At 69.9% G+C, this 26054-nt stretch carries 27 protein-coding genes and 1 pseudogene; 12 read left to right on the top strand and 16 right to left on the bottom strand.

Going from position 1 to position 26054, the window contains the following annotated elements:
• Nucleotides 1–46: 46 nt before the first annotated feature.
• The 3 genes from BN1197_RS04800 to BN1197_RS04790 all read left to right on the top strand — a co-directional run bounded on the left by BN1197_RS04800 (nt 47) and on the right by BN1197_RS04790 (nt 2697).
• Nucleotides 47–961, top strand: coding sequence for an EamA family transporter (locus BN1197_RS04800; protein WP_040157182.1), 915 nt, complete (start codon nt 47–49; stop codon nt 959–961).
• 327 nt (nt 962–1288) lie between these two features.
• The gene (locus BN1197_RS04795) at nt 1289–1492 is read left to right on the top strand and encodes a type II toxin-antitoxin system Y4mF family antitoxin (RefSeq protein ID WP_040156827.1); all 204 of its coding nucleotides are present in this window, start codon (nt 1289–1291) and stop codon (nt 1490–1492) included.
• Complete coding sequence (locus BN1197_RS04790) at nt 1489–2697, top strand: type II toxin-antitoxin system HipA family toxin (RefSeq protein WP_052466025.1); 1209 nt, start codon at nt 1489–1491, stop codon at nt 2695–2697. The genes BN1197_RS04795 and BN1197_RS04790 overlap by 4 nt, the downstream gene beginning before the upstream one ends.
• Nucleotides 2698–2700: 3 nt before the next feature.
• On the opposite strand, the gene BN1197_RS04785 is transcribed toward BN1197_RS04790, so the two are convergent.
• Entirely contained in the window at nt 2701–3480 is a 780-nt protein-coding gene (locus BN1197_RS04785) for a DUF4232 domain-containing protein (RefSeq protein WP_141397216.1), read from the bottom strand.
• 565 nt (nt 3481–4045) lie between these two features.
• Here BN1197_RS04785 and BN1197_RS04780 point away from each other — a divergent pair.
• The 4 genes from BN1197_RS04780 (at nt 4046) to BN1197_RS04770 (ending at nt 6668) form a co-directional block, all read left to right on the top strand.
• Nucleotides 4046–4792 (top strand): hypothetical protein, encoded by a 747-nt coding sequence (locus BN1197_RS04780; protein WP_040156826.1) that lies wholly within the window; start codon nt 4046–4048, stop codon nt 4790–4792.
• A gap of 14 nt (nt 4793–4806) precedes the next feature.
• The gene (locus BN1197_RS04775) at nt 4807–5400 is read left to right on the top strand and encodes a hypothetical protein (RefSeq protein WP_040157179.1); all 594 of its coding nucleotides are present in this window, start codon (nt 4807–4809) and stop codon (nt 5398–5400) included.
• 187 nt (nt 5401–5587) lie between these two features.
• Entirely contained in the window at nt 5588–5722 is a 135-nt protein-coding gene (locus BN1197_RS17945; protein WP_261795866.1) for a hypothetical protein, read from the top strand.
• 274 nt (nt 5723–5996) lie between these two features.
• Entirely contained in the window at nt 5997–6668 is a 672-nt protein-coding gene (locus BN1197_RS04770) for a hypothetical protein (protein WP_141397215.1), read from the top strand.
• Here BN1197_RS04770 and BN1197_RS04765 read toward each other — a convergent pair.
• Entirely contained in the window at nt 6652–7500 is an 849-nt protein-coding gene (locus BN1197_RS04765; RefSeq protein ID WP_040156822.1) for an aldo/keto reductase, read from the bottom strand. The two genes, BN1197_RS04770 and BN1197_RS04765, sit on opposite strands and share 17 nt — an antisense overlap.
• 121 nt (nt 7501–7621) lie before the next feature.
• Between BN1197_RS04765 and BN1197_RS04760 the strand changes: the two genes are divergently transcribed.
• A complete protein-coding gene (locus tag BN1197_RS04760; RefSeq protein ID WP_040156819.1) occupies nt 7622–8128 on the top strand; it encodes a DinB family protein in 507 nt (168 codons plus the stop codon).
• 127 nt (nt 8129–8255) lie between these two features.
• Here BN1197_RS04760 and BN1197_RS04755 read toward each other — a convergent pair whose 3' ends face one another.
• Together BN1197_RS04755 and BN1197_RS04750 are read right to left on the bottom strand one after the other, a co-directional pair.
• A complete protein-coding gene (locus tag BN1197_RS04755) occupies nt 8256–9194 on the bottom strand; it encodes an AEC family transporter (protein WP_040156816.1) in 939 nt (312 codons plus the stop codon).
• Nucleotides 9195–9259: 65 nt separating this feature from the next.
• Nucleotides 9260–9892, bottom strand: coding sequence for a TetR/AcrR family transcriptional regulator (locus BN1197_RS04750; RefSeq protein ID WP_040156814.1), 633 nt, complete (start codon nt 9890–9892; stop codon nt 9260–9262).
• Nucleotides 9893–9963: 71 nt separating this feature from the next.
• Here BN1197_RS04750 and BN1197_RS04745 point away from each other — a divergent pair, with 71 nt between their 5' ends.
• Nucleotides 9964–10728, top strand: a complete 765-nt coding sequence (locus BN1197_RS04745; RefSeq protein WP_052466022.1) for a VOC family protein — start codon at nt 9964–9966, stop codon at nt 10726–10728.
• Between the two features lie 92 nt (nt 10729–10820).
• On the opposite strand, the gene BN1197_RS04740 is transcribed toward BN1197_RS04745, so the two are convergent.
• Nucleotides 10821–12659 carry a bifunctional metallophosphatase/5'-nucleotidase gene (locus BN1197_RS04740; RefSeq protein ID WP_082043639.1) on the bottom strand — a complete coding sequence of 613 codons (1839 nt, stop codon included), beginning with the start codon at nt 12657–12659 and terminating at the stop codon, nt 10821–10823.
• A 207-nt stretch (nt 12660–12866) separates the two neighbouring features.
• Between BN1197_RS04740 and BN1197_RS17670 the strand changes: the two are divergent.
• Nucleotides 12867–13526 (top strand): annotated as a pseudogene (locus BN1197_RS17670) (MarC family protein).
• A gap of 29 nt (nt 13527–13555) precedes the next feature.
• The gene (locus BN1197_RS04730; protein ID WP_052466021.1) at nt 13556–13906 is read left to right on the top strand and encodes a DUF488 domain-containing protein; all 351 of its coding nucleotides are present in this window, start codon (nt 13556–13558) and stop codon (nt 13904–13906) included.
• A gap of 42 nt (nt 13907–13948) precedes the next feature.
• Here the strand turns inward: BN1197_RS04730 and BN1197_RS04725 are convergent, their stop codons facing one another.
• The 11 genes from BN1197_RS04725 to BN1197_RS18095 form a co-directional block, all read right to left on the bottom strand.
• Nucleotides 13949–14926 (bottom strand): aldo/keto reductase, encoded by a 978-nt coding sequence (locus BN1197_RS04725; RefSeq protein ID WP_040156813.1) that lies wholly within the window; start codon nt 14924–14926, stop codon nt 13949–13951.
• A 57-nt stretch (nt 14927–14983) separates the two neighbouring features.
• Nucleotides 14984–15958: a magnesium/cobalt transporter CorA gene (gene corA / locus BN1197_RS04720; protein WP_040157172.1), complete on the bottom strand. Its 975-nt coding sequence runs from the start codon at nt 15956–15958 to the stop codon at nt 14984–14986.
• A 106-nt stretch (nt 15959–16064) separates the two neighbouring features.
• Nucleotides 16065–16823, bottom strand: a complete 759-nt coding sequence (locus BN1197_RS04715; protein WP_052466020.1) for a hypothetical protein — start codon at nt 16821–16823, stop codon at nt 16065–16067.
• A gap of 190 nt (nt 16824–17013) precedes the next feature.
• On the bottom strand, nt 17014–17925 hold the full coding sequence (locus BN1197_RS04710; RefSeq protein WP_040156810.1) for a sulfite exporter TauE/SafE family protein: 912 nt from the start codon (nt 17923–17925) through the stop codon (nt 17014–17016).
• A gap of 101 nt (nt 17926–18026) precedes the next feature.
• Complete coding sequence (locus tag BN1197_RS04705) at nt 18027–18776, bottom strand: sirohydrochlorin chelatase (protein WP_040156807.1); 750 nt, start codon at nt 18774–18776, stop codon at nt 18027–18029.
• 2 nt (nt 18777–18778) lie between these two features.
• Nucleotides 18779–20167, bottom strand: coding sequence for a sulfate adenylyltransferase subunit 1 (locus BN1197_RS04700; protein WP_052466019.1), 1389 nt, complete (start codon nt 20165–20167; stop codon nt 18779–18781).
• Nucleotides 20167–21108 (bottom strand): sulfate adenylyltransferase subunit CysD, encoded by a 942-nt coding sequence (gene cysD, locus BN1197_RS04695; protein ID WP_040156805.1) that lies wholly within the window; start codon nt 21106–21108, stop codon nt 20167–20169. Before cysD ends, BN1197_RS04700 begins: the two co-directional genes overlap by 1 nt.
• A complete protein-coding gene (gene cysC / locus BN1197_RS04690) occupies nt 21105–21686 on the bottom strand; it encodes an adenylyl-sulfate kinase (RefSeq protein ID WP_052466018.1) in 582 nt (193 codons plus the stop codon). Before cysC ends, cysD begins: the two co-directional genes overlap by 4 nt.
• Nucleotides 21683–22495 carry a phosphoadenylyl-sulfate reductase gene (locus tag BN1197_RS04685; RefSeq protein ID WP_082043638.1) on the bottom strand — a complete coding sequence of 271 codons (813 nt, stop codon included), beginning with the start codon at nt 22493–22495 and terminating at the stop codon, nt 21683–21685. The genes cysC and BN1197_RS04685 overlap by 4 nt, the downstream gene beginning before the upstream one ends.
• Nucleotides 22492–24198: a nitrite/sulfite reductase gene (locus BN1197_RS04680; protein ID WP_040156802.1), complete on the bottom strand. Its 1707-nt coding sequence runs from the start codon at nt 24196–24198 to the stop codon at nt 22492–22494. Before BN1197_RS04680 ends, BN1197_RS04685 begins: the two co-directional genes overlap by 4 nt.
• A gap of 102 nt (nt 24199–24300) precedes the next feature.
• Nucleotides 24301–24381 (bottom strand): putative leader peptide, encoded by an 81-nt coding sequence (locus BN1197_RS18095; protein WP_390622702.1) that lies wholly within the window; start codon nt 24379–24381, stop codon nt 24301–24303.
• Nucleotides 24382–24633: 252 nt separating this feature from the next.
• On the opposite strand from BN1197_RS18095, the gene BN1197_RS04675 reads away from it, so the two are divergent.
• Nucleotides 24634–26028 carry a sugar porter family MFS transporter gene (locus tag BN1197_RS04675; protein WP_040156800.1) on the top strand — a complete coding sequence of 465 codons (1395 nt, stop codon included), beginning with the start codon at nt 24634–24636 and terminating at the stop codon, nt 26026–26028.
• Nucleotides 26029–26054 lie beyond the last annotated feature (26 nt).

Genomic DNA, 26054 nt, shown 5'->3' with positions numbered 1-26054 from the left:
TGGACGACGCTTGTTCCGGATCGCCGGTCTCGCCACGATGTGGCCCATGCCGATTCGCCACCGACTGCTCGCCGGGCTCGTCGCGGTGCTGTGGGGCCTCAACTTCCTCGCCATCCACGCCTCGCTCGAGCACTTTCCGCCGTTCCTCTGCGTGGCGTTGCGGTGGGCGCTCCTCGCCGTTCCCACCATGCTGTTCGTGCCCCGGCCGCGAGTGCGGGCGCGGTGGCTCATCGGATACGGCGTCGGCTTCGGCATCCTCCAGTTCGTCTTTCTCTACTGGGCGATGGCCATCGGCATGCCGACGGGGCTGGCCTCGCTCGTCCTCCAGAGCTCCGCACCGTTCACCGTGATCCTCGGTGCCGTGCTGCTGCGCGAACATCTCTCGCGCACCGCGATGCTCGGCGCGGCCATCGCGGTCGGGGGCCTGGCGATCGTCGGATCCCAGCGGTTCGGCGGGGCGACCCTCTGGCCGTTCCTCCTGACGGTCGCAGGCGGCCTGGGCTGGGCGCTCGGCAACCTCGCCTCACGGCAGGCCAGGCCGCAGAACCCGCTGCACCTCACGTTGTGGATGTCGGTGGTCCCACCGCTGCCGATGTTCGCCCTGTCGTGGCTCGTCGAAGGCCCCGACGCCGTCACCTCGTCGCTCGCGACCGCGCTGACCCCGGGTGCCGTTCCCGCTCTGCTCGGCCTCGCCTACACGTGCCTCGTCGCGACGGTGCTCGCCGGTGGCATCTGGACGTGGTTGATGAAGGCCCACCCGGCGAGCCGTGTCGCGCCGTTCTCGATGCTCGTGCCGGTCGTCGGGCTCTCGACCGCATGGCTGGTGCTCGGCGAGGTGCCGAACCCCGTCGAGATCCTCGGCGGCGTCATCGTCATCGGAGGCGTGCTCTACGGATCCCGCGGCCCCCGGCGTCCCGGCGAACTCACCCCGCTCGACGGCGAGGTCGTCCCGGCTCGCTGAACACCTTGCCCACGCTCCCCCCTCCTTCACCTCCCCTCTCGACTTCTCGTCGTCAGGCCGCCCGACCCGAGACGGCAGATGGGATGGCAGCGAGTCCGGGGTCATCACCCCCGCCGTGTTGCCACGAGGTCTTCCACGACGCCTGCCATGACGAGGACTTCCGTAACCGGCGTGATCGTGCCGGTTCCCGGCGAGAATGCCGGAGGACGCCAGTCACAAGGCGGGCACCGGCATGATCTTGCCGGTAAGGTGAAGATTCGCAGCACGCGGAGGGTGCGAACGATAGAACCGGCGCGATCGAGCCGGTCGGAGCGTCGAGGAGCAACGGTGACACTGGGAACCGACGTCCGTGAACGTCGCCGCACGCTCGGCCTGCTGCAGACCGATGTCGCCGACATGGCCGGCGCCTCCGAACGCTTCGTCCGCGACCTCGAACACGACAAACCCACGCTCAGGCTCGACAAGGTCACCGCCGTCCTCGATGTCCTCGGACTCGAACTACGGGCCGAGTTGCGCAGGACCGACGCGTGAGCAGCCGCGGCATGGCCACCGACCCCCGGCGCGTGCAACGCGCAGAGGTCCTGCTCGACGGCACCCCGGTGGCCACGTTGGCGCGGGAGCACGGAGGCATCGAGTTCACGTACCTTCCCGAGCACGTGGAGTCGGGCGGCCGGCCCGTCGCCACCACCCTGCCGCTCACCGACGAACCCCTGCGGATCGTCGGCGGGGCGCTGCCGCCGTTCTTCTCCGGCCTCCTCCCGGAGGGCCGTCGGCTCACCGCCCTGCGCACGGCCGTCAAGACGTCGGCCGACGACGAACTGTCGCTGCTGCTCGCCGTGGGGTCCGATCCGGTGGGCGACGTTCAGGTGCGGGCCGAGGATGACGCGAACACGTCGCCACCGGCGCCGGTGACCACCGAATCCACGTGGGACGACGTCGATTTCACCGAACTGGCGGCGGCCTCGGGCGTCGATCCCGGGGCACTGGCCGGGGTTCAGGACAAGGTCTCCGGGCGCATGCTCACCCTGCCCCTCGTGCATGGCGGGCGCTTCCACCTGCTCAAACTCAACCCCCCGGAGTACCCGAACGTCGTCGACAACGAGGCGTTCTTCCTCTCGGTGGCCCGCAGGCTGCGCCAACCGGTCGTCGAGACCGAGGTCGTGCGCGACCGCGAAGGTCGGACCGGGCTGCTCGTCACGCGTTTCGACCGAGTCGCGGAGGCGGGACGGGTCCGGCGGCTTGCCGTCGAGGACGCCGCTCAGCTCATGGGTCGCTACCCCGCCGACAAGTACGCGGTGACGACCGAGGCGTTGCTCACTCGCGTCGGCGAGGGGACCGCGGCACGCATTCCGGCGATGCGGGCGCTCCTCCAGCAGGTTGCGTTGGCGTGGCTCACCGGCAACGGCGACCTGCACGCGAAGAACATCTCACTCGTGCGAGACCGCGGCGAGTGGCGCCCGTCGCCGATCTACGACATTCCCTCGACGCTTCCCTACGGTGATCACCGCCTCGCGCTCACGGTGGCGGGGCGGGACGACTCGCTGTCGCGCAAGCGCTGGCTCGGCCTCGCCGACGGCACGGGCTTGCCGCAGCGCGCGGCCGAGCGGGCACTCGACGAGGTGTTGGTCGCCACTGCCGATCTCGACGACCGGCTCGCCGATGCCTTCCCGATGCCGCCCCACGTGGCACGCGACCTCCGCCGTGTGCTGCGACGGCGCCACGAGATGCTCGCCTGACCCTCACTCGCCCGGGTTTGCGGGCTGCCAAGCGCCGATGAGCAGCGCGCCTCCGTCGACCAGGTCGAACGGCGCCGGCCCGGGAGACGGTGGCTCGAGCGGCACCTCGCGACGCTCGACCGAGCCCAGCCGAATGGTGAGGCGCTGCGGGGTCTCGCTGTCGGCGGCGTTGCGATAACCGCGCCACGTCAGCAGGGTCGTCGCGCTCTGCCCGGGGCGCAGCAGCAGCCGACGCGGCGGAACCGGCTGCCCACCGAGGGCGTGGGTCACCTGCTCCGTCGTCAACGCCAGGGGGCGGCCGCCCTGGTCGAGACGAAGGCTCGGCCAACCGCCCAACAGGCAGGGGTCGTCCCCGAGGTTCGTCGCCGTCAGCGAGGTCGCGGTGTTGCCGGTCCAGGCGTCCCAACCGTGGTTGACGATCGACAGGTCGTCGACATCGCACTCCCGGCCGGCGTCGGTGGGAGCCGCGACTTGCGCGGGTCGGATCGGCGAGGGCAGCGTGCGGGGATGGGCTTGCGGGCTGCCGGCATCCCACGCGGGTGTCGGTGAGGTGGGCGTGGCCGGCGGTGCGGGCGCGGTCGTGAACGCCTCGGGCGGGAAGGCGGGTTCGCGCCCGGGGCTGCGTTCCGGGAGCGGTCGCCAGAACGGTAGGACGACCGCGAGCGCGGCGACGCACATCACCGTCACGGCCACGGCGTGCAGACGTCGCCGACCCCGCTGGCGGTCACGGCGGCGCGGGCCGCGTCCCGGATGCAGGACCAGCAGGTCGTCCTTCGATCTCATGTCGCCCCCTCCCGATCCGAGGCTCCCCCGACCGGCTGGAGATCCGCTGACCGCCCTCGCGGTGCCGATCGTCCGGACCGCCTCGAACTGAAGGCCGCGCCCCGGCTGCACCCGTCGAGATGTACGAAGCACCAGGACACCGGCAGGACACGGCCGCGAGGCGCGTCATCCACCAGCCGTCCACCTGCCTGTCACTCTGCTCAAGAGCTCGCACAGTGAGATGCATCACGTCTACTCACTGGACACCAGAGTGAGAACCAACCTCAGAACACCCCAAACCTCTTGCAGATCAACGTGTTACGTGCCGTTCGCAGGCATTCAGAGACCGCCTGGAAACTGATCGCAACGGCAACACCCCGACCCACGCAGACCTACCGAAGCTACTGGACCGTCCAGTAACGTCCGCCGCGGCACTGACACGTCTCACCGGTCGGGATCCCGGGTGTTCTGGTCCGCCGTGCATTAGCGCGGTTTCGGGGGGAACCTGCGCCGGAACGGGTCCGCTACCGGCAACCCCGCCCGCCCCCGAATCGCGCCATCCATCGAAACCACACAAGGAGATGCGATGCGCACTCGTCTCGTCGCCCGAACCGCGGGCGTCACCCTGTCGGCACTGACCATCGTCGCCGCCGGCCTTGCTCCCGCCCTCGCGGCCACGCCGGAGTCCACCGGCGCCGACCCCTCGCCGGGCAACGTCACCACGCCGAACACCCCCGACAACAACGAGCTGCTCCCGCTCGTCAACGTCAAGCGTCCGTCGAGCCGGCTCAAGCCCAACCTCATCAACCCGCGCCCGGTGTGCAACGCCCTCGAAGACCACCGCACGGTGATCTACCAGGTGCAGGACACGTTCACGCCCATCGGCGCGATCGAGATGAAGAACGCGTCGAGTTCGGCGGTGCCCCTGTCGCAGGAGCTGAGCAAGACGCAGTCCATCGCTCTCAAGATCAGCGGCGACTACGGCAAGACGTTCGGCGGGCTCACCGCCGGCCTCACCGCCGTGGCCGACAACCTCACGGGCAACATCTCGGCCACCGCCCCGCAGGAGTCGATGCACATCCAGCCCAGCATCGAGTACTCCCTCTCGTGGACCGCCGGCCAGCAGATCGGCCCGTACCAGGTGCCGGCCGGCCACACCGGAAAGGCCACGTACGGCTTCCGCCAGCTCGCGTTCAAGGGCACCCAGCAGCGCTGCCTCGCCAACGGCACCTGGTCGAACACGTGGGCCTACCACGGCCTCGCACCGCTCTCGAACGCGGTCGTCCTGAAGGTCTACGGCAACCCGGCCTCCGAGGCCGCCGGCACGAAGTGATCGAGGAGAACACGATGAAGAACACCCTGCGCACTCTCGCCGCCACCCTCGCCGCGTCCGGCGTGGCTCTCTCCGGCGGCGTCGCCGCCACCGCCGACACCACCCCCGGCGCCACCGCCAAGCACGACCTCGGCGTGCACTACACCGTGTCCACGGCCAAGCTCGACGGGCACCCGGGTCTCGTCGCGATCCGTCTCGACAACGCCGGCACCGACCGCTACTTCGCGGAGTTCCCGCTCGTCACGTTCGACGTGCTCGTCAAGACGGTCAAGGGCCCCGAGGGCGTCAACCGCAACCTCAACGCCCGCGGCCTCAACGGAGCGCACGTCGAGGACCTCGGCTTCGACGAGGCCACCTCGACCCGTGCGTACCGCATCGTCCTCAGCAACCCCGTGGAGAAGGGCGCGAAGAACCTGCCCATCGCGAGCTTCGACTTCGGCGTCGGGGCCACCAAGGAGGGCCGCATCTTTCAGAAGATCGTCACCACACAGAAGGGCCGCGTCTCCGGCGACACCCCGAACGCGAACGACCAGGGCGTCGACTCGACCGTCGCGGGCAACACTCGCGACGACTTCGGCAAGGTCGGCACCGTCACGGGCCTCTTCTGAGCCGAGGCGACGCACGCCGGGGCGGGCTCGTCCTGCCCCGGCGTCCTCGCATCGAGCGTGGATCCGCCCGCTCTGCACCACTCCCGCGCGGTGCGATCTCGGAATTCCCGTCGCGCCTTCGGTGGCCGAACCGGCCAGAAGCCTGCAGGCTGGGGCGACAGGCGAGCACCCCGAAAGGAGCAGACCCATGAGCAACCAGTCGCGCGACGACGAGAACACGACGTTGGACGAGCTCAACGAGGACGGTGCCGGCGGCACCGTGGGCGAGGACTCGGCCTTCGAGCCGGAGGAGGACGAGGAGGTCGAGTCCGAGGACTCCTGACCACGTCGGTGGACGCCGGGGTCGTGGCACGTCGCCACGGCCCCGGCGTCCGTCGTCTCGCCGTCTGCCGTCTCGCCGTCTGTCGTCTGCCGTCTGTCGTCTCGTCGTTGATGAGCCGGCCCGCGTCCACGCGAGGGCGTCACGCGCTGTCCACGTCGCCTTCGTCTGGGGTCCGTCGAGGCGTATCGGGCGGACACGTAGGCTGTGCGACGGTTCGGCGCCGCGAGGCCGCCTGTCTCGCCGGTACGCCATGCCGATCGATGAGGAGGCGTACGTGGAATCCAGCCACCCGACGGGCCCCGACGACAACGCGGGCAGCGACGAGAACGTCGACCTCGCCGGCGACACGTCCCCCGACGAGCGCGTCGCCCCCGGCCTGCGCGAGACGGTCGAGCTCATCGAGCAACGGGACTACGCCTACGAGATCCTCGCGCCGGCCGCGGTGCGGGTGACGATCCCCTCCGGTGACGTCGTCATGGGTGCGGTGCCGCTGCTCGACCCGGCCTCGGCCGCGGTGGCGATTCTCGCGGAATCGCGGGACGGACTGTCCGCACTCGTCATGCGCGACGGTGATGACCTGTTCGTCGTCAAACGCTCGCCGGGTGCGTGGGAGCACTTCCGCTCTCGCGGCGGCCCGAGCGCGATCTTCGGGAGCTGGCGCACCGGCGAGCGCACCCGGTTCCGGATGCGCCACGGGGCGTTGTGGAAGTCGATCCCCGAGGCCGTCGAACTGGCCGAGACCCTCGGTATCGCCGATCTTCTGCCCGTCGAGACCCCGAACCGGCCCCCAAGATCTGCACGCGCTGCTTCGTCCAGCTCCCCGCCAGCGGCGTCTGCGATTGCGGCTGAGTCACGAACGGCGGCGCGACAGCGTGACAGGCGTGGGCCTCCCGGATCGGCGATCCGGGAGGCCCACGTCGTCGGGATGGTCAGGCGCCGACGTTGAACTCGTCGGGGTCGGGGCCCGAGCGCTTGCCCTCGTCGAGGCCGTCGATCGCCTGCACCTGTTCGTCGGACAGCTCGAAGTCGAACAGGTCGAAGTTCTGCTCGATGCGCGACGGGTTGGTCGATCGGGGGATGACGACCGAGCCGATCTGCAGGTGCCACCGCAGGATGACCTGGGCGGGCGTCTTCTCGACAGCGTTCGCGATCGAGCCGATCACCGGGTCGTGGATGATGTCGAGGCGGGCACCGAGCGGGCTCCAGTCCTCGGTGACGATGTCGTGCGCCCGGTTGAACTCCCTCAGCTTCGCCTGCGTGAGGTAGGGGTGGACCTCGATCTGGTTGACGGCCGGCATCTCACCGGTCTCCTCCGACAGCCGTTGCAGGTGGTGCTCCTTGAAGTTGCACACCCCGACGGCCTTGGCCTTGCCCTCGTCACGCAACTTCAACAGCGCCTTCCACGTGTCGACGTACGCGTCCTTGGCGGGGGTGGGCCAGTGGATGAGGTACAGGTCGACGTGGTCGGTACCGAGCTTGCGCAGTGAGTCGTCCATCGCGGCCAGGGTGGAGTCGAAGCCCTGCGCGTCGTTCCAGACCTTGGTCGTGAGAAAGAGGTCCTCCCGCGGCACCTCTGTCTGACGCAGCGCGCGACCGACACCCTCCTCGTTGCCGTAGAACGCCGCGGTGTCGATGCTGCGGTACCCGGCCTTGAGGGCGGCGAGCACGCAGTCGGTGACCTCCTCGTCCGGGATCTCCCAGGTGCCGAAGCCGAGCTGCGGGATCTCGATCGTGCCGTCGCCGGAACGCAGGGACAGGGTGGGAACGTTCGCAGTCATGCGTCCTCCTTTCCCGTTCGTGGCGCGCGAGAAACGCGACGTCCCCCTGGCCGAGACGCGGGGACGACGTGGCGTGCGGTCGCGTCGACCGTGCGACGCGGCCTGAGGTATCAAGAGGGGCATGACGATCTCCGAGCCCGCCTCCGGTGCCGACCTGCGCGCGTTGCTGCTCGACTACCTCGACTACTACCGCTCCGTCGTCGTGGCCAAGCTCGACGGATTGCCGGCGTCGTCGCTGCGCCAGTCCCGCGTGCCGTCGGGGTGGACACCGTCGGGCCTGGTCACCCACCTCGCCCACATGGAGCGGCGCTGGCTCGTGTGGGGGTTCCTCGCCGAGCCGGTGCCCGATCCCTGGGGCGACTCCGCCGGTCACGGGTGGAGGTCTCCGGCGATGAGTGTCGAGGACGCCCGCGCGCTGCTCGAGGACGCCGGGCGCCGCACCCGCGAGATCGTCGAGGCGCACGACCTCGCGGACGTGGCCGCCGTCGGTGGGCGGTTTCGCACCCCGGCCGAGGCTCCGCGCCTGCAGTGGATCCTGCTGCACGTGCTCCAGGAGTTCGCCCGCCACACCGGCCATCTCGACATCGCCCGTGAACTCGTCGACGGACGCACGGGCGAGACACGCTGAGACGCGACGCCGCCCGCGATCGGCGAACGAGCACCTCATGTGATCGGTCGCGAGGTGGTCGGTTACGCCAGTCCGCCCCCGCCCAGGGTGGTGACGTCCACCTGTTCAGCACGTTCCACGTGGAACATCACACCCATCCCACCGCGTGAAACCCGGCGGCGAGAACGAGGATCACCACGAGCGAACCGAACGTCGAGAAGAAGATCGCGTCGCGCGCCAGCGGGATCGCGCGGTCGTAGCGCACGGCGTAGGTGAAGATGTTCTGCGCCGTCGGCAGCGCAGAGGTGACGACCACGGCGAACAGCGGAACGCCCCCGAGGCCGAACGACAACCCCAGCGCCAGGGCGATGAGGGGCATGACGACGATCTTGAGTCCGACGAGCGTCGCGACGTGCGGAAACGATCCACCCGAGCCCGCGCGGGGCCCGACCTGCAGCGAGATGCCGAACGCGAGGAGCATCGCGGGCACGGCCATGTTGCCGAGCATCGTGACGGGATCCGCGAGCACCGCCGGCAACCGCACTCGCGTGACGGCGAGGACGAGCCCCGCCACCGCGCCGAGCGTGATCGGGTTGCGCACCAACGAGGCGAGGCTGCGCCACGGCGACGGCCGTACGCTCGCGACCTCCCGGTCGAAGAACGTCATGGCGAGCGGGGTGATGACGAGCAGTTGCAACAGGAGCACCGGCGCCATCCACGCGACGTCACCGAGCACGTACAGAGCGATCGGGATGCCGAGGTTGCCCGCGTTGACGTACAAGGCGCAGAGAACGCCGATGAGCCGGGTGCCGCGATCCGCGCCGGGCCACACGAGCCGGCAGACGACGAGGTACACCAGCCCCGTGAGCAGCACCGCGAGGGCCGAGATCGTGAGGTTGGTCGAGAGGAGCTGTTCGAGGGGCGTGCGCTGCATGACCGCGAGGAGAAGCGCCGGCGAGCACACCCAGAACGCGACGAGGGAGAGCACCCGCTGCGCCTCCTCGCCCACGACCCGCAGTCGCGCGAGCAGCCAGCCGACGACCACGACGAGTGCCAGCGTGGCGAATCCCTGCAGCACTCCGAGCACCCGGCAAGGCTAGTCGCTTCGGCGCCGCCTGCCGGTGGACCGCGGCGTTACCGGGTGGCCTGCCCTCACACCTGGGTGACGGCGACGATCGCGCCCTCGACGACCCGCTGCGTCAATGCGTCCACGTCGCTCGCGCCGACGCTGCGCAGCGGCCCCTGGACGACGAGCATCGCGAGGCCGTGCACGGCAGACCAGCAGGGCACCTCGGCGAGGACCCGCTTCTCCGCGGAGAGGTCTCCGTCGTCCTGCATCGCGTCGAGGGCGTCGGAGAGGAGCTGGAACGGGGTGCGGCCGCTCTCACCCGCGGCTCGAGGGTCGTTGGCGAGTTCGAGGTCGACGGGCTCGAGGAACGCGGCCTGGAACAGCCCGGGCTCGGCGCGGGCGAACTCGACGTATCCGATACCGACCTGCCGCAGCCGGTCGCGCCCGGAGTGCGAGGTGAGGCCGGCGAGGCGACGTTCGATGAGACGCGCGCACTCGGCCTGGCCGTGAAACGTCACGGCACGCGCGAGATCGTCCCGGTCGGCGAAGTGCCGGTAGGCGGCGTTGACGGTGACGCCGGCGCGGCGGGTGACGGAGCGCAGGGTGATCGCCGTGGGACCTCCGGCGCGGGCGACCTCGAGGGCCTCACGGAGCAGCGCCGCGCGCAGGTCGCCGTGGTGGTACGTCGAACGCCCACGCTCAGGGGTTGTCGCCATGTCGCCTCCATGTGTACGGTGTGCACATTGTACTCGCGGCCAGCGCGAGACGCCCGAGAGGATCACTCATCATGACCGCTCGCACGACCCCCCAGACCACCGGCACCCCCACCTGGCTCGACTTCTGGTGCTCCGACATCGACGCGACCCGCACCTTCTGGATCGACCTGCTGGACTACACGATTCCCGAGGGAACGCCCGAGTTCGGCGGCTACACCGTGGCCCAGAAGGACGACCGCTACGTCTTCGGCATCGGCCCGGCCATGCCCGAGGCACACCACGACGAGGCCGCGATGTACTTCGCCACCGACGACATCGACGCCACGCTCGCGAGGATTCCCGAGCTCGGCGGCCGGGTCGTCATGGAGCGCACCGAGATCCCCGACACCGGCGCGATGGCCGTCGCCGTCGACCCGGCGGGCGTGATGTTCGCGCCCTGGCAGGCGGGTGGCACGGTGGGCTACGGCGCGGTCGACGAGCCGGGCTTCCCGTGCTGGCAGGACTGCATCACCAGCAACATCGAGAAGTCCTCGACGTTCTACGGCGAGCTGTTCGGGTTCACCTTCGAGCCGATGGGCCCCGGTGGCGTGGTTCTCGCCAAGCTCGGTGACGACGGTCATTTCACCGTCGGCCAGTGCCCCGACCAGGGCGAACCTCACTGGGTCACCTACCTGCTCGTCGATGACGTCGACGCGATGACCACCAAGGCCGCCGGGCTCGGAGCCTCGGTCGACACGCAGCCGACCGACCTCCCCTTCGGCCGGTTCGCGCACCTGAGCACGCCGGGCGGTGCGCCGTTCGGGCTCTTCACCGGCAACGACGAGCAGGGCTCCTGAGGCGCCCGTTCGGCACGGCCGACGCTTATCACGAGCACTTCCACATGACGACGCCCCGCACCCGAAGGTGCGGGGCGTCTCGTCTCAGCAGGTCACTTCTTGACGATGCGCTGCTCGGTCACCGGCGCGTACGGGCTGTGCGCGCCGAGGTAGGCAGTGAAGGCGTCGATGTCGAGACCACCGGTCACCTTGTTCTTCGCGCCCTTGAACGCGATGAACCCGTCACCACCGTCGGCGAGGAACGAGTTGGCGACGACCCGGTACGTCGCCTTCTCGTCGATGGCCTTGCCGTCGAGCTTGACCGAGCCGGGCACGATCGTGCCCTTGCCGGCCGCGTCGGTCGTGTACTCGTACGTGAATCCCTTGCTGACCTGCAGCACCTTGGGGTAAGAGCCCGACCACTGCTGACCGAGGATCGAGTAGATCTGCGCGCCGGTGAGATCCATCGACGTGTCGTAGTTGCCGAACGGCTGCACCGAGAACGCCTCCTGGTAGGTGACGACGCCGTCGCCCTCGCCCATCGAGGCCTTGTGCGTGAGGTCGGCACGAATACCGCCGGGGTTCATGAACGCGATGACGGGCTTGCCCTTGCTCGCGACGCTCGGGTCGGCGAGTTGCGCGTCGGCGATGAGGTTGCCCAGGGCGGTGGAACCGGTGGCGGCGCGATTGGCGGTGACGTCGGCGGTGATCGTGCCGACCTTCTTGCTCGCGATCGGCCCCACCTTCTTGGTGTACGCCGCGATGAGGGCCGTCATCGCCCGATCCTTGGGCACCGTGCGGGTGACGACGTGGTTGGCGGCCTTCGTGTTCTTGCGGTCGAAGTCCCGGGTACGCGGGTCGTAGGCGGCGTCGATCTGCGTGAACAGTTTGCCGTAGTTCGCGCCCTGGGTGACCGTGCGCCACTTGCCCGCCGGGTCCTTGATCGAGCACACGTAGGCCTGGTGGGAGTGCGACGACATGACGAGGTCGATGTCGGCGCTGAGGCCCTTGGCGATCGGCACGATGTCGCCGCTGATCGTCGAGCCGTTGCCGCAGCGGTAGTCCCACGGGCTCTTCTCGGGAGCCTGACCACCCTGGTGCACGAGCGCGACCATCGCCTTGACGCCCTTGCGCCGGAGCATGGCCGCGGTGCGGTTGCCGGCGGCGACCTCGTCCTCGAACGTCAGGGTCTTGATGCCGGAGGCCGAGACGATGTCGGGCGTCCCGCGCAGCGTGAGACCGATGAAGGCCACCCTGGCGCCCTTGTACGTGCGGATCGTGTACGGCGCGAGGTTCCTGCGCTTGGAGTCCTTGATGTTCGCGGCGAGGTAGGGGAACTTCGCGCCCCGGTACCGGTGCAGGGCGCACGACTGCTTGGCGCTGCCTTTCTCCTTCGGCGCGCAGCCGCCGCGCTGCATCCGCCACAGCTCTGTCCATCCGTGGTCGAGCTCGTGGTTGCCGACGGCCGATGCCGTGACACCCATCGCGTTGAGCGCCTCGACCGTGGGCTCGTCGTAGAAGGCCTGCGAGAGGAACGGCGAACCGCCGATGTTGTCACCCACCGACACCGTCCAGCTCGAGCCCTTGGCCGTGGCCCGGGCCCGCTTGAGGTGGGTGGCCAGGTACTCGGCACCGCCGGCCTCGATGGCCTTGCCGGCCTTGTCGTAGACCGTGCCGCCACTGCCGGCCGGAGGCTCGAGGTTGCCGTGGAAGTCGTTGATGCCGAGCAGCTGGATCGGGATGCGGGCGGACCGGCGCGATCGCGGACTCCGATCCGCGGCGGCCGGCTGCGCCGTCGACGCGGAGACGGAGGACGCCGAAGCGGGGGTGGGCGCCGCGTCGACCGAACCCGCGCCGGTTGGCGCGGCGATCGCCGGGGCGGCCGTGAGAGCGAGGGTCGTGGCGGCGGCGAGACCGCAGACGACGGCGGCGCGAGAGACGTGTGACGACATGGGTCCTCCGGTGCTGGGATCGAAGTCCGCTCCCGCTGCCACGCCGTGCCGGCCCGACCGGGGAACAGGGCTCTGGTGACGCTAGGCCTCGTGGTCGGTGCGTGGGTGACGTCATCGTGAACAGTCGGGCGACGGTGGGAGACACCTCGACCACCCGGCGTGGCCGGTCAGCGCGTGACCGTCTCGACATGCCGCCGCCGGATCCCGATGCCTAGGGTTGCGGCCATGGACGTCGCCATGCTCATCAAGGCGCTCGGCGGGTTCTTCGCCATCATGAACCCGTTCGTCGCCCTCCCGATGTTCCTCTCGCTCACCGAGGGCTACTCCCAGGCGCGGCAGCGCTCGATAGCCGTGCGGGTGGGCCTGTACTGCGCGGTCATGGCCGCGGTGATCTTCGTGACGGGCACGACGATCCTCCAGTTCTTCGGTCTCGACGTGAACGACTTCCGTGTCGCGGGCGGCCTCATCCTGCTGCTGATCGGGCTCGGGATGCTCAACGGCAACGAAAGGTCACAGGGCGGCACCGATGCCTAGCACGAACACCAGAGGACCCAGGCCGCGCGGGGTGACGTGTCGTTCTACCCGTTGACCTTTCCGATGCTGCTCGGGCCGGGCACGATCACGACGATCGTCGCGTTCACGGGTCAGGCGAACGGCGTCTCTCAGATGGTCGGCGTCGCCGTGGCCTTCGTGCTCGTCCTCGCGTTGCTGTTCGCCGTGCTGTGGTTCGCTCCGAACATCGGCAAGCACATGAGCCAGACGCTGCAGACGATCATGACCCGCCTCATGGGCATGATCCTCGCCGCCATCGCGATGGACATGATGATCGTGGGTCTGACCAATCTCATTCCGGCACTGCAGAACTGAGCGACGAGAACACCGACGGGAGGACAACCATGACGATCCGCGTCAAGAACGTCCGCGAGGAGAAGGCGAAGGCCGACGGCTACCGCGTCCTCGTCGACCGCATCTGGCCGCGAGGCATCAGCAAGGAGGATCTCGCGGCCGACCTCTGGCTCAAGGAGGTCGCTCCGAGCACCGAACTACGCAAGTGGTTCGGCCACGATCCCGACAAGTTCGACGAGTTCGCCCGCCGCTATCGCGCGGAGCTCGACGACAACGACGCCGTCGCCGAGCTGCGAAAGGTCGTCGATGATCACTCGACCGTCACCCTGCTCGAAGGCGCGCACGACCGCGAGCACAACCAGGCCGTCGTCCTGCGCGACTACCTCTCGGATTCCCGCTGACGCTCGTGCGGGTCTCGGTTGCCTTGTGGCTGAGCTCGCCGGTCAGAACCCCTGCGGCTCGCGCGGCGTGTAGGAGGCCTCGAGCGTGGCGAGTTCGTCGTCGGTGAGGTGGACCTCGAGTGAGGCGACCGCGTCGTCGAGGTGCGAGCGCTTGGTGACGCCGACGATGGGTGCGGTGACGGCCGGCTGCTGCCGCACCCATGCGAGCGCGACCTGGGCCCGCGAGACTCCCTGTTCGTCGGCGACGTGCGCGACGGCCTCGACGATCGCGCGGTTGGAGTCCTCCTCGTCGCGGTAGAGACCCGCGCCGAACTCGTCGTTCTGCGAGCGCGTCGTCGTCTGCTCCCAGTCGCGGGTGAGGCGGCCGCGGGCCAGCGGCGACCACGGCAGCACCCCGACCCCCTCGTCGAGGCAGAACGGGTGCATCTCCCGTTCCTCCTCGCGCTGCAGGAGGTTGTACTGGTCCTGCATGGCGACGAAGCGGGTCCATCCGTGCAGGTCGGCGGTGTACTGGGCCTGCGCGAACTGCCAGGTCCACATCGACGAGGCGCCGATGTACCGCGCCTTGCCCGCCTTGACCACGTCGTGGAGCGCCTCCATCGTCTCCTCGATCGGCGTGTGCGGGTCCCACCGGTGGATCTGGTAGAGGTCGACGTGATCGGTGCCGAGGCGGCGGAGGCTGTCGTCGATGGCCGCCATGATGTGCACCCGTGAGAGGCCCTGCTGGTTGGCGCCCGGCCCCATGCGTCCGTTGACCTTGGTGAGGATCTCGATCTCGTCGCGCCTCGCGATGTCGCCGAGCACCCGGCCGACGATCTCCTCACTCGTGCCGTCGGAGTAGATGTCGGCGGTGTCGAACGTCGTGATGCCCGCCTCGAGGGCTGCCTCGATGAACGGGCGGCTCTCCTCGGCCGGCATCGACCACGGGTGACCGCCACGGTCGGGCTCACCGAAACTCATGCAGCCCAACACGATCGGTGAGATGCGCAGTCCACTGGCGCCGAGACGAACAGGGTCCATGGTGTTCTCCTTCGGGCGGGGTACGCGCCGGCACCATTCCTGCCGACGAGGCGGGAGTCAGAGCCAGTCGGCGCGCCGAAACAGGGTGTACAGGCCGACGCAAGCGGTGACGATGACGCCGATGACGACGAAGTAACCGTACTTCCAATGCAACTCGGGCATGTTGTCGAAGTTCATGCCGTAGATGCCGGCGATCATCGTCGGCAGCGCCGCGATGGCGACCCACGCCGAGATCTTGCGCATGTCCTCGTTCTGCTGCACCGAGATCTGCGACAGGTACGCCGAGAGGATGTCGGAGAGCAGTTTGTCGTACCCCTCGGCGTGCTCCACGACCTGCATCAGGTGGTCGAGCACGTCGGCGAAGAAGGGCCGCAGCTTCTTGGGAACGAGCGAGCGGGTGTCACCCGAGACGAGCCGTCGCAACGGCAGCACGAGCGGCACCGCACCGCGCTTGAACTCGAGCACCTCGCGCTTGAGCTTGTAGATGTCGGTGCTCTGCACGTCACGATCGCCGTCGAACACGGCCTCCTCGATGTCGCTGAGGTCGGCCGCGAGGTCGGTGTCGATGCGCAGGTAGGTGTCGACGATGAGGTCGAGCACGGCGTGCATGACGGCGAGCGGACCGAGCCGCAGCCGCTCCGGGCGCCGTTCGAGCGTAGCGCGCAGACCGGCGAGCGGATTGGCCTCGCCGTTGCGAACCGTCAGCACGAACCGGTCGCCGACGAACATCATGAGCTCGCCGGTCTCGACGTCACTCGTGGCCTCGACGTACCGCATCGTCTTGAGCGAGACGAAGATCGACTCCTCGTACACGTCGATCTTGGGCCGCTGGTTGCCGGTGAGGGCGTCCTCGACCGCGAGCGGGTGGAGGTGCAACTCGTCGTCGAGCTCGGCGAACTCCTCGTGCGTGGGGTCCTTCACCCCGATCCAGAGGAACCCGTTGCCCTGCTCGCGCAGCTTCTCGAGCTCCTCGCTGGGGTCGTTGCACGAGTAGCGGACACCCTCGAGGTACACGGCCTTGTCGACGATCACGAGGCTCATTGTGGTCCGGATCGGCCCTGCGTGCCGCATCGTCGTCGGGTCGACGACGATCCATGACGAGGTGCGCGTGACAAGGTCGCCGCCAGTGAGATCGAGCTCAGGATGCGCCGATCTCGGCGTCCTCGCCGCCCAGACCCGAGGGGGCGACGAGGCCGGCCGCGCGCAGCCGCGATCGGACGAGTTCGCGCAAGCTCTCATCCCGCGCGAGCCGTCGCATCACCCGTTGCAAGTCGTGACCACGAGAATCACTCGTCATGTATTGATACAACAGCGGCAACACCTCGTCCTGCGTGGTGAGCGGCGTCGGGTGCCGCCCGTCCAACGCGAGCAGGCCGCGACGGGAGACGTAGAGGGCGTAGACGGCCGGAGCCTTCGCGCGATCGAGGGTGAGGCGCGACCGGTCGCGCTCCATTTCCACCCGGGTGTACGTGGGCTCGGTCTCGTCGAGGGCCCGCAGTTGAGCACGGTCGAGCAAGGACGCGACGACGGGAGTGCACGATCCCGGCGAGTGGAACGGTGCTGCCGGGACGTAGCCGGGGCGACTGACGTGCGCGCTGTGGCCGACCGCGATGTTCGTCACCGTGCCGGTGAGGAACGGGATCGTCGTCGAGACCGATCGGGTCGAGAACTTGCGATGCATGACCGCCGGCGAGGCATTGGAGCCGATCGCGACGACGATCGTGCGCCGTGACAGCGGCGCCTCACCGGTCCCGCGGAGGACGGCCTCGAGCCCGTCGGGGGAGGCGTCGAGCGCGACGAACCGGTCACCGGTCAGCACCCCGCTCGTGTGCGCGGGGCGGCCGGGGTACAGCCAGGGGCTGACGCCGAAGTCGTCGTCGGTCGGATCGAAGGACATCGGTGCCATGATGCGCGCGCTCGGGGACACGGTCCAGGAGCAGAGGGCGAACCGGCTCGCTACCGCCTCAGGGGTATGCGCCGTCGCAGCGCGGGCCGATGAGGACGGGCATGAGGACGAGTCTCGTGGCGGCCGGGGAGGCGGGGAGGTCGTGGTGGGCGCGCGCGGCATGACGCCGGGACAACCGGGATCAACCCTCGTTCACGGAGGCAGGTTGGAGGGTGGCGGTCGGGATCGTCCGGCTCTTGAGGTGGGCGCGGACGGAGTAGGCGACCGCGGCGATCCACAGGACGGCGATCACCCCGAGGACCGTGGGGAGAACGCCGGGCACGGCGCTCACGACATCGCTCTCGAGGATCGTGCGGGCGTTGGTGAGGACGATGACGCCGCCGACCGCCGATCCCAACACCCGCGGAGGGACGAGGCGCACGAGCCAGGCCGCGATCGGGGCGGCGACGAGTCCACCGGCCAGAAGCGCGAGGGCCATGCCCGGCACGACGACCTGGTGTCCGATGCCGACGAGGAACCCGGCGCTCGCCGCGACGGAGACGAGGAACTCGCTCGTGTCGATCGAGCCGACGACCTTGCGGGGCTCCATGCGTCCGCTGGCGAGGATCGCGGGAGTTCCGATCGGCCCCCAGCCACCGCCGCCGGTGGCGTCGACGAATCCGCCGACGAGGCCGAGCGGCGAGAGGAACCGGCGCCCGAGCGGCCGTCCCTCGCGGTGCCGTGGCAGGTCGAGGAACGTGAAGCGTGCCAGCACGTAGAGGCCGAGGGCGAGCAGGATGCCCGACATGATCGGCGCGGCGGCCTCCGTCGACACCCACGACAGAAACGTCGCGCCCGCGAACGCACCGACTGCCCCGGGCACACCGATGCGGCGCACGACCCGCCAGTCGACGTTGCCGAACCGGTGATGGGAGACCCCGGAGGCCAGTGTCGTGCCGACCTCGGCGAGGTGCACGGTGGCCGACGCCGCTGCGGGGTTGGTGCCCGCGGCCAGCAGCAACGTCGTCGACGTGACGCCGTAGGCCATGCCGAGACTGCCGTCGACGAGTTGGGCTCCGAAGCCCACGAGGGCCAGGACGATGAGAGAACGCATGAGCACCTTCTCTGAACGGGAAACGGGAGGTGGGGGAAACGGGAACGGGAGGCGGGATCGGGGGGCGGGTCGGGTGGAGGCGCCTGTTTGAGCGGTGGGGGTCAGGCGGCGGCGGTGAGGCCTCGGGTGTCGTGGGCTCGGTCGAGCACGAGTGAGGCGAGCGACGGGTCGTCGGCGAGTGGCCGCGCGACGTCGGTGACACCCGCGTCGGCGGCCTGCGAACAGCCGGCGTCCAGCAGACGACCGGGAGCGAGGAACCACGGGACGACGCCGACACTCCGTGCCCCGGCGGTGCGCAGCCGGGCGAGCGCCTCGTCCAGCGTGCGTCGTCCGGCACCTCGCGTGACCGCCGCCGCGGCGACCGGAACGCCGAGACGGTGCCCGACGCGAGTCGCGACGTCGTCGACCTCGGCGTTGGCGCGCCGCCGTGACGAGCCGGTTGCGAGCACGACGAGCCCGTCGCGTCCGCGGCCGAGCAACTCCGCGCCACGACGGGCGACGGCGGCGTCGAGCAGCGGCGACGGCCCGAGCACGGGAGTGGTCGTGAAGTGCACGTCGCTCCGGGCGTCCTGCACGGCGGCGAGGCGGCCGGGCAGGTCGAACCGGGCGTGGAACGCCTCGGCGAGCAGCAGCGGGACGACGACGACCTCGCCCCGCAGATCCGCGGTCACGTCCTCGAGCACCGGGGACGAGAACTCGAGGAACGCGAGCTCCACCCGATCCCAGAGCGGCGGTTCTCCGTTCGACGGCACCGACGCGACCCGTGATCGGACCGCGTCGGCCAATCCGCGCAGCGCTCGGGCCGAGCGCGGGTCACGGCTGCCGTGCGCGACGAGCAGCAGGGTCGACATCGTCAGATCCTCGGATCGAAGCTGCGCAGCAGCGGGTTGCCGGTCATCCCGGCGGCGAGCGTGGCGCCGGAGCTCGGGTCGATGACGAGGAATCCGCCGGTGCGGGGATCGTCGACGTAGTCGTCCACGGCGACCGACTCGGCGAGCCGGATGCCGACGCGGACGATGTCGTTGAGCTGTGCCTGTTCGGTGGTCTCGGTCCAGGTCTGCTCGTCGACGTCCCATCGCAGCCCGGTGGTGGTGAGCATCCCGCGCGCCACCTTGGTACCGGCTTTGATCAGCACCCGCTGGTTCGGTGACGAGGGACGCTCGGCGAGCCAGCACACGACCCCGTCGATCTCCGAGACGACCTGCGGCGCGGACGCGGGATGGGCGAGCACCTCGCCGCGTCCGATGTCGAACTCGTCGGCGAGCAGTACCGTCACCGACTCCCCCGCCGTGGCCTGCTCGACCGGACCGCCCGGCGAGTCGATGCCCGTGACGGTCGAGGTGACCCCGCTGGGCAGGGCGACGACGACGTCGCCGACGGAGAGGGTGCCGGTCGCGATCCGGCCGGCGAGGCCGCGGTAGTCGGGGTGCTCGGGCGTCCGGGGCCGGATGACGAGTTGCACCGGCATGCGGAACGGCGCCGCGGCCGTGCGCGGCGTGGCGTCGACCGCCTCGAGCACATCGAGGAGGGCGGGCCCGGTGTACCACGCACCGGCGGGGTCGTCGGCCTCGTCGGAGTCGACGACGTTCTGCCCGGTCAGCGCGCTGACGGGCAGCACCTCGACGTCGGCCAGGCCGACGTTGCGCGCGACCCGGCGGGCGTCGGCCGCGACCTCGTCGAAGCGCTCCTGCGACCACCCGACGGCGTCCATCTTGTTGACGGCGATGACCACGGCGGGCACCTTGAGCAGAGCCATCACCGCGAGGTGGCGTCGTGTTTGTACCGATACACCGTTGCGCACGTCGACGAGCACGACCGCGGCCTGGGCCGTCGACGCTCCCGTGACCGTGTTGCGCGTGTACTGGGTGTGACCCGGGGTGTCGGCCAGCACGTAGCTGCGCGTGGGGGTCTGGAAGTAGCGGTAGGCCACGTCGATCGTGATGCCCTGCTCGCGCTCCGCGCGCAGCCCGTCGGTGAGCAGCGCGAGATCGACCTGTTCGGAGCCGCGGCGACGGCTCGCGTCGGTGATCGAGTCGAACGTGTCGGCGAGGATCGACTTGGTGTCGAACAGCAGCCGTCCGACGAGCGTGGACTTTCCGTCGTCGACGCTGCCGGCGACGACGAACCGCAGGTGGGTGCGCGGCGACTCGAGGAGCTCCGTCGCGTCGGCCGCCTCGACGGAGGCGTCGACCGTGGTCGGCTCGCCGGTGGCGACACCGGCGTGGGTCTCGGTGGTGCTCATCAGAAGTAGCCCTCCTTCTTGCGGTCCTCCATGGCGGCCTCCGACAGGCGGTCGTCGGCGCGGGTCGCACCACGCTCGGTGAGGCGACTGACGCTGATCTCGGCGATGACGGCCTCGATCGTCGTCGCGGTCGAGTCGACGGCTCCGGTGCACGAGCCGTCGCCTACGGTGCGGTACCGCACGGTGCGGGTCTCGAGGTGCTCGTCCTCCTTGGGGCTGCCCCAGGGGCCGGGCGTCATCCACATGCCGTCGCGGCGCCAGACGGGTCGCTCGTGGGCGTAGTAGATGCTCGGCAGCGCGACGTCCTCGGCAGCGATGTAGCGCCAGATGTCGAGCTCGGTCCAGTTGCTCAGCGGGAACACGCGGGTGTGCTCACCGGGAGCGTGTCGCCCGTTGTAGAGCGTCCAGAGCTCCGGTCGCTGGGTGCGCGGATCCCAGCCGCCGAACGCGTCGCGGATCGAGAAGATCCGCTCCTTGGCTCGGGCACGGTCCTCGTCGCGACGTGCTCCGCCGAGGACGGCGTCGAATCGCCGCTCGTTGATCGTGTCGAGCAGCGGGACCGTCTGCAGCGGGTTGCGGGTGCCGTCGGGGCGTTCGGTGAGACGCCCGTCGGCGATCCAGTCCTCGACCGCGGCGACGACGAGCTCGTGCCTGCCGTCGGCCACGACCCGGTCGCGGAACTCGATGACCTCGGGCAGGTTGTGGCCGGTGTCGACGTGGAGCAGCGTGATCGGCAGCGGCGCGGGCGCGAGCGCCTTGCGGGCCACGTGCAGGAGCACCGCGGAGTCCTTGCCGCCGCTGAACAACAGTGCGGGGCGGTCGAACTCGGCGACGACCTCGCGCACGATCTGGATGGCCTCGGCCTCCAGGGCACGCAGGCTCGCGTCCATGAGGCGGTCGTTGTCACGAACTTGTGTCGATACATCTGTGAGCGTGGTCATCGCAGTCCCTTCTCGTGCAGCAGGGTGAGCACCGCCTCGACGTCGGCGGCCAGGTCGGTGCCGCTCGTGTCGAGCCGGAGGTCGGGGGCGGAGGGGTCCTCGTAGGGGTCGTCGACGCCGGTGAGGTGGGCGATCTCGCCCGCGGCCTGCCGGGCGTAGAGACCCTTGACGTCGCGGCGGGCGCACTCGCTCACCGGCGTCGAGACGTGGATCTCGACGTACGGCACCCCGGCACGCTCGTGGGCGGTACGCACGGCCTCCCGCGTCGAGCGGTAGGGGGCGATGACGGGCACGATCGCGAGCACGCCGTGCCGGGCCAGGGTGCGGGCGAGGTAGCCGACCCGGGTGACGTGCGCATCGCGGTCGGCCCGCGAGAACCCGAGCCCCGGTGAGAGGTTCTCGCGCAGCTCGTCGCCGTCGAGCACCTCGACGGGCCGCCCGTTGTCGAGAATGCGAGCGAGGGCCGTCGCGATGGTGGACTTGCCCGCTCCGGACAATCCGGTCAACCACACGGTGGCGCCGGGAGCAGCAGCGTGGTGAAGCCGCGGGGGAAGGATCTCGGTGGTCGTGGCGGTCATGCCGTCCTCTCGGTTCGCAGGGCGTGCACGGGCCGCGGCTCGCTCACGTTGATTCCGCATTCGGTCTTGGCCGTGCCGCTCCAGCGGCCGGCCCGGGGGTCCTCTCCGGGGAGCACCTTGCGAGTGCACGTGGCGCAGCCGATGGAGGGATAGCCCTGGTCGAGCAGCGGATTGCGGATGACGTCGTGCTCGTCGGCGTATCGCTCGACGTCGGCGTCGCTCCACGCCGCGAGCGGAGCGAGACGCACGCGCTGCCGGCGTTCGTCGAACGCGATCTGCCGGGTGCCGGCACGTGTCGGCGACTCGGTGCGTCGTGCCCCCGTCGCCCACGCCTCGTATCGGTACAAGGCCTCCTCGAGCGGGGTCTCCTTGCGCAGCAGGCAGCACAGGTCGGGGTTGGATCGGTACAAGTCCACCCCGTACGCCTCGTCCTGCTCGGCCGGGCTCTGATCGGGACGCAGATCGTGAACGACGAGGTCATAGCGCTCGCGCACCGCGTCCCGTGTCGCCAGGGTCTGCGCGAAGTGGTAGCCGGTCTCGAGGAACAACAGGTCCGTGCCCGGCGCCACCTGTGAGACCAGATGCGCCAGCACCGTGTCCTGCATCGACGCCGTGATCGCCCACCGCGGACCGAACGTCTCGGCCGCCCATGCGATCACCGCGCGAGCGTCCACGTCGCCACCGAAGCGACGCGCGCCCTCGACCGCGAGCGCCCGCAACTCCTCGACGTCCCGCACGGACTCCCGGTCGGCCACCAGGGTCAGCCCCGGTCGCGCGCCGCGGGGCTCCTCATTGTGCTCGGTGCTCATCGCAGGACGTCCTCGTCGCTCCTCGCCACCCACTGCGCGAACCGTTCGCCGTCGCGACGGTCGCGGTCGTAGGCGCGCACGAGGCGCTCGACGTAGTCGCCGAGTTCGGCCGAGGTGACCTTGTGCCCGCGCAGCTTGCGGCCGTAGCCGGCGTCGGGGCCGAGCTCCCCGCCGAGGTGCGCCTGGAAGCCCTCGACCTGGTTGCCGTCGGCGTCCTGCACGATCTGGCCCTTGAGTCCGATGTCGGCGACCTGGATGCGCGCGCACGAGTTCGGGCATCCGTTGATGTTGATCGCGATGGGATGCTCGAGATCGATGTCGGCGAGCCGACGCTCGAGGTCGGCGACGAGCTCGTGGGCGCGGCCCTTGGTCTCGACGATGGCGAGCTTGCAGTACTCCAGACCCGTGCACGCGATCGTGCCGCGACGCCACGTGCTCGCGCGAGCGAACAGGCCGTGCGGCTCGAGCGCCTCGACCAGCGCGTCGACACGCTCGGGCTGGACGTCGAGCACGACGAGCTTCTGCAACGGGGTGAACGCCACGTGCCCCGATCCCGCCACGCGAGCCGCGTCGGCCACCGCCTGCAGCGCGCTGCCGCTGACCCGCCCGGCGATCGGGGCGAACCCCACCGCCACCCGGCCGTCCTGCTGTTCGGTGACGCCGACGTAGTCGATCGGGTGCTCCGGCGCCTGGGCCGGCGGACCGTCGAGGAGTCGCCGGTGGAGGAACTGGGTCTCGAGCACCTCCCGCACCTTCTCGGGCCCCCAGTCGGCGACGAGGTACTTGAGGCGTGCCTTGTTGCGCAGACGCCGGTATCCCCAGTCGCGGAACAGCTCGACGACGGCGTGCCACACCTCCGGCACCTCCGCCAGCGGCACCCACGCGCCGAGCCGCGGCGCGAGGTGAGCGCTCGTGGAGAGTCCGCCGCCGACGAGCACGTCGAATCCCGGCCCGTACTCGGGGTGCTCGACCCCCACGAACGAGACGTCGTTGATCTCGGGCACGGCGTCCCACGCCCACGACACCGAGGTCTTGAACTTACGCGGCAGGTTGGCCAGCGAGGGGTCCTCGCGCAGCATCTGCTTGATCTGCTCGACGGCCGGCGTCGGGTCGAGGATCTCGGTCGCGCTGCGCCCGGCCAGCGGCGAACCGATGACGACGCGCGGGCAGTCGCCGCACGCCTCCTGCGTCCACAACCCCACCGATTCGAGCCGTTCCCAGATCGCGGGGACGTCCTCGATCTCGACCCAGTGGAGCTGGATGTTCTGCCGGTCGGTGATGTCGGCCGAATCCCGCGCGTACCGCGTCGACACGTCGGCGATCGCGTCGAGCTGGTCGATGGAGACGACCCCGCCGTCGACCCGGATCCGCATCATGAAGTGCCGGGCGTCGAGCTCCTCCGGGGGCACCTGGGCGGTGCGTCCGCCGTCGATGCCCGGCGCCCGCTGGGTGTACAGGCCCATCCAGCGAAACCGGCCCCGCAGGTCGTCGGGCGCGATCGAGTCGTAGCCCTGAACGGCGTACGTGGAGACGATGCGTTCGCGGACGTTGAGGGGGTTGTCGGCCGCCTTGAACTCCTCGTTGTGGTTGAGGGGCTCACGGTCGCCGGCCGCCCACTGGCCCTCGCTCCTGCGGGGCTTTTCGGGCTTTCCGGACTTTTCGCCGCGGTTGGAGGGTGAGGTGCGTTCGCGCGTGATGGTCATGGTGCTCCCGGGGTCGGGACGCCGCCGGCGCGAGGGCAGGCGTCGTCGAGCCCGCGGAGCCGGGGCGCCGGACGTGAATGAGGTCGGTGTCGGCGCGTCTGCTCAGCGGCAGACGTATGCGCTCGCGACGCGCATGAGATCGACGTGGCGGCGGGCCACGAGACGCGCGGATCGACCTGTCATGCCTCGACCATGGCATGGCACCCTCCGCGATGCACGCCTCGAGCCATGACATCTCGAATAACGAGATGTTTTGCAGGTACTGGGGTGGAGTTATGTGTCGTGGCGGTCCGAGAGCCGGGCGCCGGCGACGATCACGTCGCGTCAGAGCGAACGGGTACACCACCCGTCCCGACCCGAGTCTGCTTTGCGCAAGCCGAGATTCGCGCGTCGCTCGACCCCCCACGAACGCCGTCCCGGGTCTAGCGTGCCGCCATGAAAGCCCTCGTCGTCCGCAGCGCGATCGTCGCGTCCCTCGGTGGTCTGATCTTCGGATTCGACACCGCCGTCATCTCCGGCGCGGAGGAGGCGATCCAACAACAGTTCGGCCTGTCGGACGGCATGTTGGGCTTCACCGTCACGACCGCCTTGCTCGGCACGATCCTCGGGGCGCTCAGCGCGGGGCGCCCGGCCGACGCGCTGGGGCGCAAGAAGGTGCTGGTCATCATCGGCGTCCTCTACGTCGTCGGCGCCGTCGGCTCGGCACTGGCGCCCAACGTGTGGCTGCTGCAGCTCTTCCGGTTCCTCGGCGGTATCGGCGTCGGCGCCTCCTCGGTCGTCGCCCCGATCTACACCGCGGAGGTCGCACCGCCCGCACACCGCGGCCGGCTCGTCGGGCTCGTGCAGTTCAACATCGTCCTCGGCATCCTCGTGGCGTACGCCTCCAACGCCGTGATCCGCGGTCTCATCGACGGCGAGCACGCGTGGCGCTGGATGCTCGGCGTCATGACCGCGCCGGCGGTCGTGTTCCTGCTGCTGCTCTTCACCGTGCCCGAGACGCCGCGGTGGCTCATGTCGGTACGACGCGGCGAGGAGGCCCGCGCCACCTCGCTGAGGCTGTGCACCACCGAGGCCGAGGCCGACACGCAGATCGACGAGATCCGCTCCTCGATCGCCGCCGACGAGCAGGCGCTCAAGGTGCCGTTCTTCACCCGGGATCACCGTCGGGTCATCCTGCTCGCGGTCGCCATCGCGTTCTTCAACCAGATGTCGGGCATCAACGCGATCCTCTACTACGCCCCACGGGTGATGCAGCAGGCCGGCGCGACGACGAACACGGCGTTCATCATGAGCGTCGGCGTGGGCCTGATGAACCTCGTCGCCACGATGGCCGCCCTCACCGTCATCGACCGGCTCGGCCGGCGCCGGCTCATGCTCGTCGGTTCGATCGGGTACCTGCTCAGCCTCGGGTTCCTCGCGGCCGTGATGTTCTACTACGAGAGCCGCGGGTTCACCGGCACCTCCGCGACGCTCGTCCTCGTCGGCCTCATGGCGTTCATCGCCTCCCACGCCTTCGGCCAGGGGTCGGTGATCTGGGTGTTCATCTCCGAGATCTTCCCCAACCGGCTGCGCGGTCGCGGCCAGTCCCTCGGCTCGCTCACGCACTGGGTGTTCGCGGCGGCGACGTCGTGGGCGTTCCCACCGATCGTCGGCGCCCTCGGTGGCGGTGTCGCGTTCTCGATCTTCTTCGTGTTCATGGTCGGCCAGCTCGTCTGGGTACTCAAGGTCATGCCCGAGACCAAGGGCGTGCCGCTGGAGGAGATGGAGGCCCGGCTCGGCGTCCACTACGACCGAGGCGACACGGCCGGCGAGGCTGCGGGCGGACGCTGAGGCCCGAGGGGGCACCGCCCGCTCGG

The sequence above is a fragment of the Mobilicoccus massiliensis genome (assembly GCF_000826525.2).
Lineage (GTDB): Bacteria > Actinomycetota > Actinomycetes > Actinomycetales > Dermatophilaceae > Mobilicoccus > Mobilicoccus massiliensis.
The sequence above is the reverse complement of the archived record's forward strand: the minus strand, read 5'-3'. Positions and strand labels throughout refer to the sequence as shown.